Here is a 14033-nt window from a genome sequence, read left to right on the forward strand (position 1 = left end):
CATGCCATTCGCAATTGTGCCTAGCTGAGTTTTTCGGTCAGCTCCGGAACGGCCGTAAACAGGTCTGCCACCAATCCGTAGTCGGCGACCTGAAAGATCGGCGCTTCTTCGTCCTTGTTGATGGCGACGATGATCTTGCTGTCTTTCATTCCTGCAAGGTGTTGGATCGCACCAGAGATGCCGACAGCGATGTAAAGATCAGGGGCGACCACCTTGCCGGTCTGGCCAACCTGCCAGTCATTCGGAGCAAAGCCCGAATCAACCGCCGCGCGCGAGGCGCCAACCGCCGCGCCCAAGGCGTCTGCCAGCTTTTCGATCATGGCAAAGTCTTCTTCGGACCCGACACCACGGCCACCCGAGACAACCACGCCAGCCGAGGTTAGTTCAGGGCGATCGCTTTCGGCCACCTTGTCTTCGACCCATTCGCTCAGGCCCGGATTGTCGCCGGTCGCAATCGACTCGACCGAGGCAGAGCCACCTGTTGGGGCGACGTCGAAGGTTGACGTGCGGAAGGTGATGACCTTTTTGTCATCGGCCGATTTCACCGTCTGGATCGCATTGCCCGCGTAAATCGGGCGCTCGAACGTGTCGGCGTCGACCACTTTGGTCACGTCCGTCAGGATCATCACGTCCAACAGCGCGGCAACGCGCGGCAGGATGTTCTTGGCATCCGTCGTGGCGGGTGCGACGATGTGGGTGTAGTCGCCAGCGATCGATGCGATCAGCGCCGCTACCGGCTCGGCCAGGCGATGGCCGTACAAGTCATCCTCGGCCAGAAGCACCTTGGACACGCCCTCAATGGTCGCCGCCTCATCGGCAGCCGCCTTGGCTGTGGCGCCGGCAGCGAGGACGACAACATCGCCCAGGGCTTGCGCTGCTGTGACGGTTTTGGCGGTGGCATCCATTGCCAGCGCGCCGTCGGTGATCTCTGCAATCAGAAGTACAGCCATTTACACAGCCCCCGCTTCTTTGAGTTTCGCGACAAGCTCGTCGACCGAACCCACCTTGATACCGGCCGCCCGCTCTTCGGGTTCGGCGGTTTTCACGATTTCAAGGCGTGGTGCCACATCTACGCCGTAATCGGCGGCGGTCTTTTCATCCATCGGCTTTTTCTTGGCCTTCATGATGTTGGGCAGCGACGCATAGCGCGGCTCGTTCAATCGCAAGTCGGTCGAAATGATGGTGGGCATCTCGACCTTGACCGTCTGCAAGCCGCCATCCACCTCGCGCGACACGACTGCGTGATCGCCCTCGATATCGACCTGGTTGGCATACATCGCCTGTGACCATCCCAAGAGCGCCGACAGCATCTGTCCGGTGGCGTTCATGTCGTTGTCGATCGCCTGCTTGCCGCACAGGACCAGTCCCGGCTCTTCTTCCTTGACGATGGCGGCAAGGATCTTGGCAACGGCCAACGGTTCGATGTCCTGATGCACGTCGTCCGCGGCGACCACGAGGATCGCCCGGTCGGCACCCATCGCAAGGGCGGTACGCAGCGTTTCCTGGCTTTGCTTGACGCCGATGCTGACGGCGACGATCTCGTCGGCCTTGCCGGCTTCTTTCAGGCGGATCGCCTCTTCCACCGCGATTTCGTCGAACGGGTTCATCGACATTTTAACATTGGCGAGATCGACACCGGATCCGTCCGCCTTGACGCGGACCTTCACGTTATAGTCAATCACGCGTTTGACAGGCACCAAGACCTTCATAAGCGCGTTCCTCTCGTTAAGATCGCAGCGTTGGCTGCGATTCTGACGTTTCGTTCCGCCCAAGGCTTACCCAAGTGCAGCCAAGGGAAACAGCGCAAAATGGTCACGTTAGCGCCAACAGACGCGGCGTTTTCCGAAAATGCGGCACGTCAAGAGGTCGCACGCCTAGTGCCATCCGCCATTCCAGCATCTGCGCGACGCCTCTGAGGTACCGGTCAGGACGCAAGGAGCGAAGCCATAATTCAGGTGAACGTGTTGTCCCGCGGGAACCCGCGCGGTGCCATGCGCCCGGCGCTCGCGCGCTTTCCGGCCCACTCGTCCAGATCGGTTTCGGTCCGTGTTCGCCCAGCCGGATCGCGCCAGGAAAGGCCTTCGGCCAAGGTGAAGGTCGTTGCATCCGACAACCCGCCGTCCTTGTATTTCTGCAATCGTACACCCTTGCCGCGCGCCATCTCGGGCAATTCGGCGAGCGGAAACACAAGCACCTTGCGGTTTTCCCCGACAACCGCCACCGCATCGCCGTCAACGGCTTTGCACAGCTTGGCTGTCACGTCGCCGCGCACGTTCAACACTTGTTTGCCAGCCCGCGTCTGCGCCACCACTTCGGCTTCGGACACGACAAAGCCGTCTCCGGCGCTTGAGGCGACCATCAGTTTGCGGACGGGCTTGTGAATGAACAGATCGACAATTCGGGCCTCGTTGGGCAGATCCACGATCAGGCGCAACGGCTCGCCCATGCCACGCCCGCCCGGCAGATTGGCTGCCGACAAGGTGTAGAAGCGTCCATTGCTGCCAAACACCAGCAGCCGGTCGGTGGTTTCGGCATGGAAGATAAAGCGCGGCCCGTCGCCGTCCTTGAATTTCAACTCGCGGGTCAGGTCGATATGACCGGTCATCGCCCTGATCCAGCCCATCTGGGAGCACACAACGGTGATTGGCTCACGCTCGATCATGGCTTCGATCGGCACATCTTCGACCACGCCGGCTTCGGCAAAGCTGGTCCGTCGCGCGCCACCGGCAAAATTCTTGCCAAAGGTCTTTTTGACCTCTTTCAGCTGGTCGGCGATCGCGTTCCACTGCAATTCGCCGCTGTCGAGCAAATCTTCCAGTCCCGCGCGTTCGGCCATCAGGCGATCACGTTCGGCAACCAATTCCATCTCTTCCAGCTTGCGCAAGGAGCGCAAACGCATGTTCAGGATCGCTTCGGTCTGGACCTCGGTCAGTCCAAGCTCGTCATCGCCGGACACCATCGGCGGACCGATATAATCCTTTTCGTCCATCGCCCGCACATGATCTCGCCCCCAATCCTCGCGCATCAGCGCGGCCTTGGGGTCTTCGTCATAGCGGATGATGTCGATCACGCGATCGAGGTTCAGGAACGCGACGATCAGCCCTTCCAGCACTTCGAGCCGGTGGTCGATCTTGTCCATCCGGTGCTGGCTGCGCCGAACGAGAACCTCTCGGCGGAAATCAAGAAACGCGCGCAGCACTTCTTTCATGCTGCACACTTTGGGCGTCAGCCCGTCGATCAACACGTTCATGTTCAACGAAAACCGCGTCTCCAGATCGGAGTTGCGGAACAGCATGTTCATCAACACGTCAGGATCGACGTTCTTTGACCGAGGCTCAAGCACCATGCGGATGTCATCGGCGGATTCATCGCGGATATCTCCGAGGATCGGCACCTTCTTGGTCTGGATCAGTTCAGCCAGCCGCTCGACCAGCTTGGATTTCTGCACCTGGTAGGGAATCTCGGTGACGATGATCTGCCATTGGCCGCGACCCAGATCCTCAATCTCCCAGCGGCTGCGCAAGCGGATCGACCCGCGCCCGGTGCGGTAGGCCTGTGCGATACTATCGCGGTCTTCCACGATCACGCCGCCGGTGGGAAAGTCCGGTCCGGGGACATAATTCAGCAGCGTCTCGTCGCGCGCATCGGGCACCTTGATCAGATGCAGGCAGGCGTCGATCAATTCGGCAATGTTGTGCGGTGGAATGTTGGTTGCCATTCCCACGGCGATCCCGCTTGACCCGTTGGCCAGAAGGTTCGGAAACTGGGCAGGCAGAACAACAGGTTCTTGCAGCGTGCCGTCGTAATTGTCGCGGTAATCGACCGCGTTCTCGTTCAGCCCATCAAGAAGAGCCTCGGCAACCGACGTCAGTCGCGCTTCGGTGTAGCGCGCGGCGGCCGGATTGTCGCCGTCGATATTGCCGAAATTGCCCTGACCGTCGACCAGCGGATAGCGCACGGCAAAATCCTGCGCCAGCCGCGCCATCGCATCATAGATCGCAGCATCCCCGTGGGGGTGATAGTTGCCCATCACATCGCCGCTGATCTTGGCCGATTTTCTAAAGCCGCCAGTGGAACTTAACCGCAATTCGCGCATTGCATAGAGGATACGGCGATGCACAGGTTTGAGCCCGTCGCGTGCGTCGGGCAACGCCCGGTGCATGATCGTCGACAGCGCATAGGTCAGATAGCGCTCGCCGATCGCGCGCCGAAGCGGTTCGGCGACGTCACGGGGGGTCATCTTGGGGTCATCGACGGGATCAGCCATAGATGATGTGATACTCACGCCCCGTGAGGCCGTAAAGCAATTGCGCGAATTATTTTTATCTTTCCGCTTCGGTCTGATCCGGGAATCGCGGTAACAGATTAAGGGGGGCGCGGCGCACGAGTGCTGCGGGGATTTGAATGAAGTATGTTTTGATCGCATTCGCCTTCATGGGCTTTGCCTTTTACGAGTTGTCGGGCGGTTCGGAGTTCGAGCCGGGACAGAACTCGCTGACGGTCTTTGCCGAACCGAACATCGTTGATTCCGCACTCCAACGACCTCTGCCGACCGAGATCGTGGCGCGCGCGGACACCAGCGCCGCCGCGCTGACCGATGTGACACCCGTGCGCAGCGTGGTAGAGGAGCCTCCGCAAGCACCGTCGGGTGACCTTACGCTCGCCGCTCTCGATGCCGCTTTGCCCGCCCCCGAGACCGGTATCGCCGCGGATGCAGAGAATTCGGAACCTTCAAATCTTGCTTCGGAACCCGACTTTCGTTTTGTCGACGGGTCGCGTGTCAACATGCGGGGTGGGCCGGGAACGGACTATGCTGTCGTGGGCCAGTTGATGCAGAACGACATGATCGAGGTGCTCGCTGATGAAGGCGGCGGCTGGTTGCATGTGCGTGTCTCTGCGACGGGCGAGGATGGCTGGATGGCCGACTGGCTCGTGACGGCTGCCGACTGACGTGAGACAGCGGACGATCCTGATCACCGGCTGCTCTTCCGGCATTGGCCTTGATACGGCGCGCCGTCTCAAGGACGATGGCTGGATGGTCTTTGCCTCGTGCCGCGCGCCTGCCGATTGCACCCTGCGCGAAGACGAAGGGTTCGAGGCGCCGCAGCTTGATTACGAAGACACCGAAAGCATAGCGCTTTGCGCCAATGAGGTGCTTGATGCCACCGACGGGAAGTTGGACGCCGTGTTTCACAACGGCGCCTACGCCATTCCAGGACCACTGGAAGACATTCCGGTCAAGGCGTTACGGACGCAATTCGAGGCGAATTTCCTGGGCTGGCATGATTTGAACCGTCATCTCATTCCCGCCATGCGCAGGGCAGGGCACGGGCGCATCCTTCTCAATTCGTCGGTTCTCGGCATTGTCGGAATGAGGTATCGCGGCTCGTACGTTGCCAGCAAGTTCGCGCTTGAAGGATATGGCGATGTGCTGCGCATGGAGATGAAGGAGGCCGGAATAGACGTCGTTCTGATCGAGCCTGGCCCGATCGACACCGATTTTCGCAAGAACGCGGTCGCGCAATTCGAGAAATGGGTGGACTGGACATCCTCTGCCCGCCGCGCCCAGTACGAAGACAGCCTGCTGGCGCAATTGCATTCGGGCAGCGGTCGCGGCACGCAATGGCCCGCATCGGCGGTCACTGATGCGGTGGTCAAGGCCCTGACTGCTCGCCACCCCAAGGCGCGCTACGGTGTGACCATGCCGACCCACGCCATGGCCATCGCGCGCCGTATCCTGCCGACCCGGGCGCTCGACTGGGTTTTGTCCAAGGGCTGACTTTTCATTCGCTTTCCGGCGCTGTACGGCTACATGGCGCTATGCTCCCGTTTGAACGAGGCTTGTCATGACCAAGGATCCGCTATTCATCGTCGTCGCAATCGCGTGTCTGTTGGTCGTCGGTGTACTGTTTTTCGGCATCGGCAGCTTTGCCAAGGGCGGCGAGTTCAACAAGAAATATGCCAACAAGGCGATGCGCTGGCGGATCATTGCACAATTCGTGGCTGTGCTGCTGATCCTGCTCTTCGTCTGGGTTCGGGGAACGTAAACTATGGTCGTGCTCAACAAAATCTACACCAGAAGCGGTGACAAGGGCGAAACCGCGCTGGGCGATGGCACGCGCGTCGCGAAATATGCCAAGCGGGTCTCGGCCTATGGCACAACGGACGAGTTGAACGCTGTCGTCGGTCTGGCCCGTCTGCACGCGGATGGCGACATCGACGGACTTCTATCGTTGATCCAGAATGACCTTTTCGACCTTGGCGCGGATCTCTGCCGCCCCGATATGGCGCAAGACGCGGATGCCGAATATCCGCCGCTCCGCATGATCGCTTCGCAGGTCGATCGCCTCGAATCCGAGATTGACGCGATGAACGCGAGACTCGAGCCCCTGCGTAGTTTCATTCTACCGGGAGGCTCTGCGCTCTCGGCCTATTTGCATCAATGCCGCACAGTTGCGCGCCGGGCCGAACGGCTTACGGTTGAGCTTGCCACTGTCGAGGATGTAAATCCTGCGGCCATCACGTATCTCAACCGGCTGAGCGACTGGTTCTTCGTCGCTGCGCGGATCGCAAATGACGACGGCAAATCCGACGTGCTTTGGGTGCCGGGCGCCAACCGCTAGAGCTTCTTTGGGCTGGAAATACCTCGGGAGTGTGAGGGCAGAGCCCTCACCCCGCGAAATTGTGGGCGCCGTCCTGAACGATCATGCGCCCTTGTCGCTCACGTTTTCCTTGAACGCGACGTCGAACGCCGCCTTCTGATCTTCCGTGGCTTCGGTCTGATACCGCGCCTTCCATTCTGCCATCGGCATTCCGTAAAACACCTCGCGCGCTTCGTCCTTGCCCATCTCGACGCCGTGGTCGTTGGCCGCTTCCTGATACCAGCGGCTCAGGCAGTTGCGGCAGAATCCGGCAAGGTTCATCATGTCGATGTTCTGTGCATCCGGGCGATCCTCGATCAGGTGCTGACGCAACCGGCGAAATGCGGCGGCCTCGATCTCGATTTGGGTTTGCTTGTCCACGGTGATGTCCTTTCATTGCTCGCAATCGGCCAGCGCGGCGACGAGCAGCGGCGCCAGACGCGCGCCCCACGCCGCTTGCGCCGCTTCGGTTTCGATCAGGTCGTTGCGCAACTCGATAAGTGTGTTCAGCCGCCCATGATGCAAGGCGTGCCGGTCAATGCTATCGCCGGGCAAATGGCCGGGATAGGGTTCGTTTCGTCCCACCACCAGATCAGGCTCTTCCGACAGACGCGCGATCAGCGGATCTGACAGACGCCGGTCATAGGCGTGCAATATCCCGATATGCCACGGCCGGCTCGGGCGCGCTCTCAACTGGCGGGTGTAGGAGTGAATGGACACGATCACCGTATCGTCCTGGCGGGCGGCCAATCGCTCGAGCGCCGCATGATACGGCCGGTAATACGCATCCAGACGGCGCGCCTTTTCGCGGGCATCAGCACCCCGGTTGCCCGGGATCACCGAGCCATCATAGAGGCGCATCAGCAATGTCGGGTCATCCTCGCCTCGGTTCGGGTCGATCACCAGTCGCGAATAGTCAGTCAGGATCGCGGGTGCGCCCAGAGCATCGGCCAGCGCGCGCGATACACCGGCAGCGCCCGGATCGAATGCGATATGGCGTGCCATATCGGCATCCGGCAGACCCAAAGTGCCGCCCAGTTCCTGTGGCACGGTGTTGGTTGCGTGATCGCATGTAATCAACCACCGCGATGGCCGGTTCTCTCCGTGGATAAAGTAAGGTACATACGTCATCGGTGTGCTCTCCCGGACGCATGAATTAGTCCAGTTGCGCGAGAAAGGGAATTAGGCAATAACCCTTGCGAACGTTAGCGGTAACATCAGGCCGCGTGGTCGCTCTCTCGGCCGCATCGCGCGCACCCGGACACAAAGGACAGGACTACGAATGAGACGTATGCGGAATGTTAAGATCGTCGCCACCCTCGGGCCGGCCTCAAACACCTACGAGATGATCCGTGCCCTGCACGAAGCCGGGGCTGACGTCTTTCGCCTGAACATGAGCCACGGCAGCCATGCCGAGATTGCAGAACGTCACGCGATGATCCGCAAGGTCGAGACTGATCTGGGCAGCACGATCGCCATTCTGGCTGACCTGCAAGGCCCCAAACTGCGCGTCGGCGTGTTTGCCAATGGCGAGGAAGAGTTGGAGGACGGCGCATCTTTCCGGCTTGATCTGGCCGAGGACGAGGGCGATGTCAGCCGCGTGACACTGCCACATCCCGAGATTTTCGCCGCACTCGAGCCGGGTTCGCATCTTCTTGTCAATGATGGAAAAATCCGCCTCAAGGTCGAAAAATGCGGCAAGGATTTCGCCGATTGCAAGGTGATTACCGGCGGCACGATTTCCAATCGCAAGGGTGTGAACGTTCCCGATGTGGTGCTGCCGCTGGCGGCTTTGTCGGACAAGGACCGCGCCGATCTCGAGTTCGTCTGCGAGCTTGGCGTCGACTGGCTTGCGCTGAGCTTTGTGCAGCGTCCCAAGGACGTGACGGAAGCGCGTGAGCTGTGCCGCGGCCGTGCCGCCATCCTGTCGAAAATCGAAAAGCCCGCCGCCGTGACAAGCTTTGAGGAAATTCTTGCGGTCTCCGACGGGATCATGGTTGCGCGTGGCGATCTGGGTGTCGAATTGCCGGTGCAGAACGTTCCTCCGATCCAGAAGCGTCTGATCCGCCGCTGCCGCTCTGCGGCCAAGCCGGTCATCGTGGCGACGCAGATGCTCGAATCAATGATCGAATCCCCGATGCCCACGCGCGCCGAAGTGTCGGATGTTGCCACGGCGATCTACGAAGGCTCTGATGCGATCATGCTGAGCGCGGAATCCGCCGCCGGAGATTATCCGATCGAGGCGGTGACGACGATGAACAACGTGGCGATCGAGGTCGAAAGTGACCCGACCTATACCGAGATCATCGAAGCCTCGCGCACGGCCAAGCGCGAAACCGTGGCTGACGGCATTGTCGCCGCCGCGCGCGAGATTGCCGAGACCACCAACATCAAGGCGATCTGCTGTTTCACATCATCTGGCGCGACGGCCCTGCTGACGGCGCGCGAACGTCCGCGTGTTCCGATCATCGCCATGACAAGCTACAAGAGCACCGCGCGCCGACTGGCGCTGACGTGGGGAACGAAATGCGTCCTCACCGGTGAATTGGAGAGGTTCAAGCAGGCGGTTGTCAACGCGGCGCGTGCGGCGCGGGCTGGCGGATATGCCGATGAGAACGACCAGATCCTCGTCACCGCAGGTGTGCCGTTCAACACGCCCGGCACGACCAACATCCTGCGCGTGGCGCCCTGTGATGAACGTTTGATCTACAATACCGATCCAGAGTAACCTTTGCGCACCGTAATCGGTGTTTGAACAAAGGCCAGAGTGATGGATCCGGATACACTGTTCGTTATGGGGCTTGGCATTGGCGTCTTGTCGATCCCCGCTGTCGTGTCGTCAATTACCAAAGGGCAGCGCCCGCGCGTCGCGACCATCACCCTGATGATCGCCGGGGGGATGGTGGTTTACGCCATGTCGCAGAAACCCGGCGGCTATAAGCTCGAGGCGATCCCCGCGATCGTATCAAAGGTGGTCAACTCCTTCACTTGAAGGGCTTGCCCGCCTGACCCTCTTGCATCCACCGCCAAGCGCGCTTATACGGCCCGCTCTATCCGCGCGTCCGGTCGAACTGGCATACCGAGTCGCGCGTCCACCGATCTGATTTACAGGAGACGGAAATGCCTAAGATGAAGACGAAGTCGAGCTGCAAAAAGCGGTTCAAGGTGACGGCCACGGGTCGCATCCTCGCCGGTCAGGCAGGCAAGCGCCACGGCATGATCAAGCGTTCCAAGAAATTCATCCGCGACGCGCGCGGAACCACCGTGTTGTCAAAGGCTGATGAGCAGATCATCAAGCCGATGATGCCCTACGCGCGCTAAGGAGGATTTGATATGCCCAGAGTAAAAGGCGGAACCGTCACTCACGCACGCCACAAGAAGGTCATCAAGGCGGCAAAAGGCTATTATGGCCGTCGCAAGAACACCTTCAAAGTCGCCCGTCAAGCGGTCGACAAGGCCAACCAATACGCCACACGCGACCGCAAGAATCGCAAGCGCAGCTTCCGCGCGCTGTGGATTCAGCGCATCAACGCCGCTGTGCGCAGCCATGATGAGGGGCTGACATATTCGCGCTTCATCAATGGCCTGTCGCTGGCCGGGATCGAAGTGGACCGCAAGGTTCTGGCCGATCTTGCCGTGCACGAGCCCGAAGCGTTCGGCGCGATTGTCGATCAGGCCAAAGGCGCGCTGCCCGCGTAAGCACGCCGCAGCAATCGCGAAATTTCAAAGCCCCGCCAGATTTAGCGGGGCTTTTTCGTATGCACCCTTGGCTTGCGTCCTTCCGGCGCTGGGGCTAGGGAACGTGCAAGACGATCCGGAGAGTGAAATGGACGATTTGCGCGATAAATATCTGGGCCTGATCGCGGGCGCGACCGATGAGCCGACGCTGGAAGACCTGCGCGTTCAGGCGGTCGGCAAGAAGGGCGAGATCAGCCTGAAGATGCGCGAACTCGGCAAGATGACACCCGAAGAACGCCAGACCGCCGGCCCCGCGCTCAACGCGCTCAAGGCCGAGATCGCATCGGCGCTATCGGCCAAGAAGGCGGCGCTGGAAGATGTGGCGCTCGACGAGCGGCTGCGTGGCGAGTGGCTTGACGTGACGCTGCCGGGCCGGTCGCGTCGTCAGGGGACGATCCACCCGATTTCCCAGGTGACCGAAGAAGTCACCGCGATCTTCGCCGATATGGGCTTTGCCGTTGCCGAAGGTCCGCAGATCGACAGCGACTGGTACAATTTCGACGCTTTGAATATCCCCGGCCACCACCCCGCGCGGGCCGAGATGGACACGTTCTACATGCACCGCGCGGAAGGGGACAACCGCCCGCCGCATGTGCTGCGCACCCACACAAGCCCGGTGCAGATCCGCACGATGGAAAAGACCGGCGCACCGATCCGCATCATCGCCCCGGGCCGCGTCTATCGCGCCGATTACGACCAGACGCACACGCCGATGTTTCATCAGGTCGAGGGGCTGGCGATTGATCGCGACATCTCGATGGCGAACCTCAAATGGGTGCTTGAGGAATTCGTGAAAGCGTATTTCGAGGTCGACGATGTCGAACTGCGCTTCCGCGCGTCGCACTTCCCGTTCACCGAACCGTCGGCCGAGGTGGACATTCGCTGCTCCTGGGAGGGCGGCACGCTCAAGGTTAGCGAGGGCGACGACTGGCTCGAAATCCTCGGCTCGGGCATGGTGCATCCGAAGGTTCTGGAGAATGCGGGCGTGAACCCGAACGACTGGCAGGGCTTTGCCTTTGGCATGGGGATCGACCGGATCGCGATGCTGAAATACGGCATACCGGATCTGCGGGCGTTTTTTGACTCGGACCTGCGGTGGTTGCGGAATTACGGATTTGCCGCGCTGGATGTGCCGACGCTGCATGGCGGTCTGAGCTGACACACCAATCGCACGCCGGGCTTCATCCCGGCGCACTAAGGGATTGCCGGGGCTGAAGCCCGGCGTACAGGAAGACGAACCAATGAAATTCACCCTCTCCTGGCTGAAAGACCACCTCGACACCACCGCCTCGGTGGACGAGATCACCTATGCCCTGACCGATCTCGGTCTTGAGGTCGAAGGGGTCGAGAACCCCGCCGAAAAGCTGAAAACCTTCACCCTTGCCAAGGTCACCCATGCCGAGCAGCACCCCGATGCCGACCGGCTGCGGGTCTGCACCGTGCTGACCGACGAGGGCGAAAAGCAGATCGTGTGCGGTGCGCCGAACGCGCGCGAGGGGATCACCGTAGTTCTGGCGAAACCGGGCGACTATGTGCCGGGCATCGACGTGACGCTGAGCGTCGGCAACATTCGCGGCGTTGAAAGCCACGGAATGATGGCCTCGGAACGCGAGTTGGAACTGAGCGAGGAACATGACGGCATCATCGAACTACCCTCGGGCGAGGTCGGCGAGCGGTTCATCGACTGGCTAGCGCAGAACGATCCGTCCAAGGTCGATCCGGTGATCGAGATCGCCATCACGCCGAACCGCCCCGACGCGCTGGGGGTGCAGGGCATCGCCCGCGATCTGGCGGCGCGGGGGCTGGGCACGCTCAGGCCGCGCGAGGTTGATCCGGTGGCGGCGACGATTGACGCCGGCATGGCGGTCACGATTGATGATGACACGCTGGACGGCTGCCCGCTGTTTTGTGGCCGCGTTATTCGCGGGGTCAAGAACGGACCTTCTCCGCAATGGCTGCAAGATGTGCTTCGCGCCATTGGCCTGCGTCCGATCAACTTCCTTGTCGATGTGACCAACTTCTTCACCTACGACCGCAACCGCCCGTTGCATGTGTTCGATCTCGCCAAGGTGACGGGTGATCTGCGCGTTCACCGCGCTGCGGGAGGCGAGACGTTGGAGGCGCTCGACGGCAAGACCTACACGTTCCAGCCGGGCCAGATGGTGATTTCCGACGCCAACGGCCCCGAGAGCATTGCCGGGGTCATGGGCGGTGAGGCGACCGGCTGCACCGAGGACACGACCGATGTGTTTGTCGAAAGCGCTTACTGGGATCCGGTGCAGATCGCCTATACGGGCCGTGCCTTGAAGATCAATTCGGACGCGCGCTACCGGTTCGAGCGCGGCGTCGATCCGGCGTTTACACCCGAAGGCCTGGAACATGCCGTGCGCATGATCGTGGACAATGCGGGTGGCGAGGCGTCGGAAGTGCTGATCGCCGGTGCGGTGCCCGATACGACCCGCGCCTACAAACTTGATCCGGCGCGGGTGATTTCGCTCGTCGGGATGGAGATTCCCGAAGCCGAGCAGCGCAAGACGCTGACCGCTCTGGGGTTTGAGCTCGACGGTGATCAGGCCTATGTGCCAAGCTGGCGCCCGGATGTGATGGGCGAGGCCGATCTGGTCGAGGAGGTCGCGCGCATCGCGTCGCTGACCAAACTCAAGGGCCAACCCCTGCCACGCGCCGATGCCGGTGTGCCAAAGCCGATCCTGTCTGCGATGCAACGCCGCGAGCGCGCTGCACGCCGTACGGCGGCGGCGCTCGGCTACAATGAATGTGTGACTTACAGCTTTATCGACAAGGACGCCGCTGCGCTGTTCGGTGGTGGCGACGATGCGACGATGCTGGCCAACCCGATCAGTTCGGAAATGAGCCACATGCGCCCGGCGCTGTTGCCCGGTCTCTTGCAAGCCGCCGCGCGCAATCAGGCGCGGGGATACATGGATCTGGCGCTGTTTGAACTTGGCCATGTGTTTCACGGCAGCGAACCCGGGGAGCAGCATCTGATGCTGTCGGGGCTACTGGTCGGGCGCACAGGTGCAAAAGACGTGCATGGCGGATCGCGCGCCGTCGATGTGTTCGACGCCAAGGCGGATGCCGAGGCTGTTCTGTCCGCGATGGGGGCGCCCGCCAAGGCACAGATCCGCCGTGGCGCGGATGCGTGGTGGCATCCGGGGCGGCATGGGGTGATCTGTCTGGGGCCGAAAAAGGTGCTTGGCGTGTTTGGGGAACTGCATCCCAAGGTGCTCAAGGCGATGGACGTGAAAGGCCCGGCGATGGCCTTCACTCTGTGGCCCGAGGAGATCCCGATGCCGCGCAAGACCGGCGCGACGCGTCCGGCGCTGGTGCTGAACGATCTGCAAGCGGTGGAGCGGGACTTTGCCTTTGTGGTGGATGCCGATGTCGCTGCGCTTGATCTGATGAACGCCGCTGCCGGTGCCGACAAGGCACTGATCGAGGATGTGCGGGTGTTTGACGAGTTTATCGGCGGCAGTCTGGGAGAAGGCAAGAAATCCCTCGCCATCACCGTGCGTCTTCAGCCAACGGACACCACGTTGAAAGACGCGGATATCGACGCCGTTGCAAAGAAGATCGTGGACAAGGTGCAAAAGGCCACGGGCGGCACGTTGCGCGGCTGATCTGTTTGGCGAGCAA

15 protein-coding genes are annotated in these 14033 nt (G+C 61.2%); 10 read left to right on the plus strand and 5 right to left on the minus strand.

Annotated features, from left to right (window positions below):
• Window positions 1–20: 20 nt before the first annotated feature.
• From ACGKZZ_RS03925 to ACGKZZ_RS03935, 3 genes are all read right to left on the minus strand, one after another.
• Complete coding sequence (locus tag ACGKZZ_RS03925) at window positions 21–950, minus strand: electron transfer flavoprotein subunit alpha/FixB family protein (protein ID WP_411222130.1); 930 nt, start codon at window positions 948–950, stop codon at window positions 21–23.
• The gene (locus tag ACGKZZ_RS03930) at window positions 951–1709 is read right to left on the minus strand and encodes an electron transfer flavoprotein subunit beta/FixA family protein (RefSeq protein ID WP_411222131.1); all 759 of its coding nucleotides are present in this window, start codon (window positions 1707–1709) and stop codon (window positions 951–953) included.
• Between the two features lie 242 nt (window positions 1710–1951).
• The gene (locus ACGKZZ_RS03935) at window positions 1952–4267 is read right to left on the minus strand and encodes a DNA topoisomerase IV subunit A (protein WP_411222132.1); all 2316 of its coding nucleotides are present in this window, start codon (window positions 4265–4267) and stop codon (window positions 1952–1954) included.
• A 137-nt stretch (window positions 4268–4404) separates the two neighbouring features.
• Between ACGKZZ_RS03935 and ACGKZZ_RS03940 the strand changes: the two genes are divergently transcribed.
• The 4 genes from ACGKZZ_RS03940 to ACGKZZ_RS03955 all read left to right on the plus strand — a co-directional run bounded on the left by ACGKZZ_RS03940 (window position 4405) and on the right by ACGKZZ_RS03955 (window position 6623).
• Window positions 4405–4950, plus strand: coding sequence for an SH3 domain-containing protein (locus ACGKZZ_RS03940; RefSeq protein ID WP_411222133.1), 546 nt, complete (start codon window positions 4405–4407; stop codon window positions 4948–4950).
• A 1-nt stretch (window position 4951) separates the two neighbouring features.
• Window positions 4952–5779, plus strand: coding sequence for an SDR family NAD(P)-dependent oxidoreductase (locus ACGKZZ_RS03945; protein WP_411222134.1), 828 nt, complete (start codon window positions 4952–4954; stop codon window positions 5777–5779).
• A 67-nt stretch (window positions 5780–5846) separates the two neighbouring features.
• On the plus strand, window positions 5847–6047 hold the full coding sequence (locus tag ACGKZZ_RS03950) for a twin transmembrane helix small protein (RefSeq protein ID WP_411222135.1): 201 nt from the start codon (window positions 5847–5849) through the stop codon (window positions 6045–6047).
• Between the two features lie 3 nt (window positions 6048–6050).
• A complete protein-coding gene (locus tag ACGKZZ_RS03955; RefSeq protein ID WP_411222136.1) occupies window positions 6051–6623 on the plus strand; it encodes a cob(I)yrinic acid a,c-diamide adenosyltransferase in 573 nt (190 codons plus the stop codon).
• 81 nt (window positions 6624–6704) lie between these two features.
• On the opposite strand, the gene ACGKZZ_RS03960 is transcribed toward ACGKZZ_RS03955, so the two are convergent.
• Both ACGKZZ_RS03960 and ACGKZZ_RS03965 read right to left on the minus strand, forming a co-directional pair.
• Window positions 6705–7022, minus strand: coding sequence for a DUF1244 domain-containing protein (locus tag ACGKZZ_RS03960; RefSeq protein WP_411222137.1), 318 nt, complete (start codon window positions 7020–7022; stop codon window positions 6705–6707).
• 12 nt (window positions 7023–7034) lie between these two features.
• Window positions 7035–7772 (minus strand): N-formylglutamate amidohydrolase, encoded by a 738-nt coding sequence (locus ACGKZZ_RS03965; protein ID WP_411222138.1) that lies wholly within the window; start codon window positions 7770–7772, stop codon window positions 7035–7037.
• A 151-nt stretch (window positions 7773–7923) separates the two neighbouring features.
• Between ACGKZZ_RS03965 and pyk the strand changes: the two genes are divergently transcribed.
• From pyk to pheT, 6 genes are all read left to right on the plus strand, one after another.
• On the plus strand, window positions 7924–9369 hold the full coding sequence (gene pyk, locus ACGKZZ_RS03970; protein WP_411222139.1) for a pyruvate kinase: 1446 nt from the start codon (window positions 7924–7926) through the stop codon (window positions 9367–9369).
• A gap of 42 nt (window positions 9370–9411) precedes the next feature.
• Window positions 9412–9633: a hypothetical protein gene (locus ACGKZZ_RS03975; RefSeq protein ID WP_411222140.1), complete on the plus strand. Its 222-nt coding sequence runs from the start codon at window positions 9412–9414 to the stop codon at window positions 9631–9633.
• 128 nt (window positions 9634–9761) lie between these two features.
• Window positions 9762–9962, plus strand: coding sequence for a 50S ribosomal protein L35 (gene rpmI, locus ACGKZZ_RS03980; RefSeq protein WP_411222141.1), 201 nt, complete (start codon window positions 9762–9764; stop codon window positions 9960–9962).
• Window positions 9963–9974: 12 nt separating this feature from the next.
• Window positions 9975–10340, plus strand: coding sequence for a 50S ribosomal protein L20 (gene rplT, locus ACGKZZ_RS03985; protein WP_411222142.1), 366 nt, complete (start codon window positions 9975–9977; stop codon window positions 10338–10340).
• A gap of 127 nt (window positions 10341–10467) precedes the next feature.
• Window positions 10468–11538 (plus strand): phenylalanine--tRNA ligase subunit alpha, encoded by a 1071-nt coding sequence (pheS, locus tag ACGKZZ_RS03990; protein WP_411222143.1) that lies wholly within the window; start codon window positions 10468–10470, stop codon window positions 11536–11538.
• Between the two features lie 82 nt (window positions 11539–11620).
• Entirely contained in the window at window positions 11621–14017 is a 2397-nt protein-coding gene (gene pheT / locus ACGKZZ_RS03995) for a phenylalanine--tRNA ligase subunit beta (RefSeq protein WP_411222144.1), read from the plus strand.
• Window positions 14018–14033 lie beyond the last annotated feature (16 nt).

It is taken from the genome of Marivita sp. S2033, from assembly GCF_046592965.1.
Classification (GTDB): domain Bacteria; phylum Pseudomonadota; class Alphaproteobacteria; order Rhodobacterales; family Rhodobacteraceae; genus Marivita.